Source organism: Actinomadura parmotrematis, assembly GCF_019458805.1.
In the GTDB taxonomy this organism is placed as follows: Bacteria; Actinomycetota; Actinomycetes; order Streptosporangiales; family Streptosporangiaceae; genus Spirillospora; species Spirillospora parmotrematis.
Map to the genome: position 1 here is coordinate 246273 of NZ_JAIBOA010000001.1, position 3029 is coordinate 249301.

Annotated in this window: 3 protein-coding genes; all 3 read left to right on the top strand. The window is 70.8% G+C overall.

Translation table 11 applies throughout. The features are described from left to right. Nucleotides 1–201 precede the first annotated feature (201 nt). The 3 genes from K1Y72_RS01155 to K1Y72_RS01165 are packed head-to-tail and all read left to right on the top strand — an operon-like array spanning nt 202 to nt 2950. Nucleotides 202–432, top strand: coding sequence for a phosphopantetheine-binding protein (locus tag K1Y72_RS01155; RefSeq protein WP_220162325.1), 231 nt, complete (start codon nt 202–204; stop codon nt 430–432). Between the two features lie 40 nt (nt 433–472). Next, entirely contained in the window at nt 473–1972 is a 1500-nt protein-coding gene (locus tag K1Y72_RS01160) for a tryptophan 7-halogenase (protein WP_220162327.1), read from the top strand. Nucleotides 1973–1996: 24 nt separating this feature from the next. Then, nucleotides 1997–2950: an ABC transporter substrate-binding protein gene (locus K1Y72_RS01165; RefSeq protein WP_220162329.1), complete on the top strand. Its 954-nt coding sequence runs from the start codon at nt 1997–1999 to the stop codon at nt 2948–2950. Nucleotides 2951–3029: the final 79 nt, after the last annotated feature.

The following is a 3029-nucleotide window of genomic DNA, read 5'->3' on the forward strand; positions in this document are numbered from 1 at the left end:
GCGATGGGGCGGCCGTTCGCAGAGCGGCTGGGGGCGCGGGCCGTCTTGGGGATTTGTTAGGCAAGGCTTGCCTATGTTGCGGGAAGCGTCCAGTATCGGCGGAGGCGACTCTGATCACTACCGGGCGAGCTTGACAGCGGGTGGACGGCGACGGGATCTTAGGTAAGCCTTACCTAATCTGATCCCCTGAGAGGTGACGTCATGGAGCGGACCCCGCTCACCGCGGACCGCGTCCGCGCCGATGTGGCGGACGTGCTGAGCGTTCCCCCGGGCGAGCTCGACGAGGACCTCCGGCTCATCGACCAGGGCATGGACTCGATCCGGATGATGACGCTGGTCGAGCGCTGGCGCGCCGACGGGGCCGACGTCACCTTCGTGGACCTGGCCGAGGGACCGACGGTGGCCGAGTGGGTCGCCCTGCTCGGCCGCTGACACCCCCGACCCCCGCGTCACACCCCGAGGAGCCCCCCAGGTGAAGAACGAGAGCTTCGACGTCGTCGTGGTCGGCGGCGGTCCCGGCGGATCGACGGCGGCCACGCTGGTGGCCCGGCGCGGCCACCGCGTCCTGCTGCTGGAGAAGGAGACCTTCCCGCGCTACCAGATCGGCGAGTCGCTGCTCCCGGCGACCGTGCACGGCATCTGCCGGCTGCTCGGCGTCGAGGAGGAGATGGAGCGCGCCGCCTTCACCCGCAAGCGCGGCGGCAGCTTCCGCTGGGGCACCAACCCGGTGCCGTGGAACTTCCTGTTCGCGCTGTCGCCGGAGATCTCCGGCCCGACCTCCTACGCCTACCAGGTCGAGCGCATGAAGTTCGACGAGATCCTGCTGCGCAACGCCGCCGCCAAGGGCGTGGAGGTCCGCGAGAACGCCGCGGTGGGCGAGGTCGTCGAGGACGGCGGGCAGGTCACCGGCGTCCGCTACACCGACGCGGACGGCGAGGTCCACGAGGTGTCCGCGCGGTACGTCATCGACGCCTCGGGCAACCGGACCCGCATCAGCGCCGCCGTCGGCGGCGAGCGCGTCTACTCCGAGCACTTCCGCAACCTGGCGCTGTTCGGCTACTTCGAGGGCGGCGGCCGGCTGCCCGCGCCCGACGCCGGCAACATCCTGTGCGCCGCGTTCGACGAGGGCTGGATCTGGTACATCCCGCTCAGCGACACCCTGACCAGCGTCGGCGCCGTCATCAGCGCCACCCGCGCGCAGGAGATCCAGGGCGACCAGGCGGCGCGGGAGAAGGCGCTGCGCGGCTTCCTCGACCGCTGCGAGATCGTCCGCGACCTGCTCGGCCCGGACGCCGCCCGCGTCACCGAGGGCACCTACGGCGAGCTGCGCGTCCGCAAGGACTACTCCTACGCCAACACCCGGTTCTGGCGGCCCGGCATGGCCCTCGTCGGCGACGCGGCCTGCTTCATCGACCCGGTGTTCTCCACCGGCGTGCACCTGGCCACCTACGCCGGGCTCCTGGCGGCCCGCGCCGTCAACTCCGTGCTCGGCGGCGAGCTGGACGAGGAGCGCGCCTTCGGCGAGTTCGAGGGCCGCTACCGCCGCGAGTACAAGGTCTTCTACGAGTTCCTCAGCTCCTTCTACGACATGCAGGGGAACGAGGACGGCTACTTCTGGAAGGCCAAGAAGGTCACCGCCTTCGACACGACCGCGATGGAGGCGTTCGTGACGCTCGTCGGCGGCGTGGCGTCGGGCGAGACCGCCCTCACCGCCCCCGCGGAGATGGTGGACCGGTTCGGGGCCTCCGCCCGGTCCCTGTCGGAGGCGGTCGAGGCCACGGGGGACATGACCACCGCTTCGGGCGAGCGGATGAACCACCTGTTCGGCGTCCCGGTCGTCGGCGACGTCATGCACGAGATGAACGAGATCCAGCGACGCGGTGTCCTCGGCTCCGCCACCCGGGAGGCGCCCCTGCTCCCCGGCGGCCTCGTCCCCACGGCCGACGGCCTGGGGTGGACCGAACCCGCCTGACCCCGCCCCCAGGAGAACCAGACCATGAACCCCCTCTTCGGCCGCTCGCGGCTCCTCGTCGCCGCGCTCGCCGTCGGCGCCCTGTCCCTCACCGGCTGCGGCGACGACGCCAAGGACGCGGCCGCGCCCGCGCCGAGCGCGACCAGCCGCACCGTGCAGGCCACCAACGGTTCCGTCACCGTGCCGGCGAACCCCAAGAAGGTCGTCGGGATCAACTACGCCACCGGCGCGCTGCTGGACGTCGGCGTCGTCCCGGTCGGCACCACCAAGATCGAGGAGCCGCTGGACCTGGTGCCCGCGCAGCAGGCGCAGGGCGCCAAGATCCCCGAGATCGGCGCCGGCGACCAGATCAACCTGGAGAAGGTGGCCGCGCTCCAGCCCGACCTCATCATCGTCGAGGGCGCCGACTTCGGCTGGCCGATCGACAAGCTCACCAAGATCGCGCCGACGCTGTACTTCGAGGTGACCAAGCCGAGCGAGCTGGTCGGCTCGGCCGAGAAGATCGCCGCCGCGGTCGGCCGCGAGGCCAAGACCAAGGAGCTGAAGGCCGCCTACGAGAAGCGGCTCGCCGAGGTCAAGGGCAAGTACGCGACGGCGCTGCAGAAGAAGTTCACCATCGTCAGCACCTACGGCGAGGGCAAGTTCTACATCGACACCCGCACCTCGTGGATGGGGCAGGTGCTGAACGGCCTCGGCGCCGGCTTCGCCAAGGAGTCCGACAAGACCGACACGCACGAGAACGAGTACTCGCAGGAGAAGCTGTCGGTCCTGTCCGACGCGGACGTGGTGCTCATCGGCAACTCGGGCGGCAAGTTCACGCCCGAGGTCGACAAGATGCTCGCCACCCCGCAGTGGAAGCTGCTGAAGGCCGCCAGGACCGGCCAGGTCCACGGCATCGACTACAGCTACGCCGACCGCTACAGCACGATGTCGGCCGTCCTCGACCAGATCGAGAAGATCCTCCAGGGCCTCGGCTGACCGACCGCCGCCGGCGCACCGCCGGCGGCCCGGCCCGCCCCGCCACGGGGCGGGCCGACCCCCGCACAGAAAGGCCGTG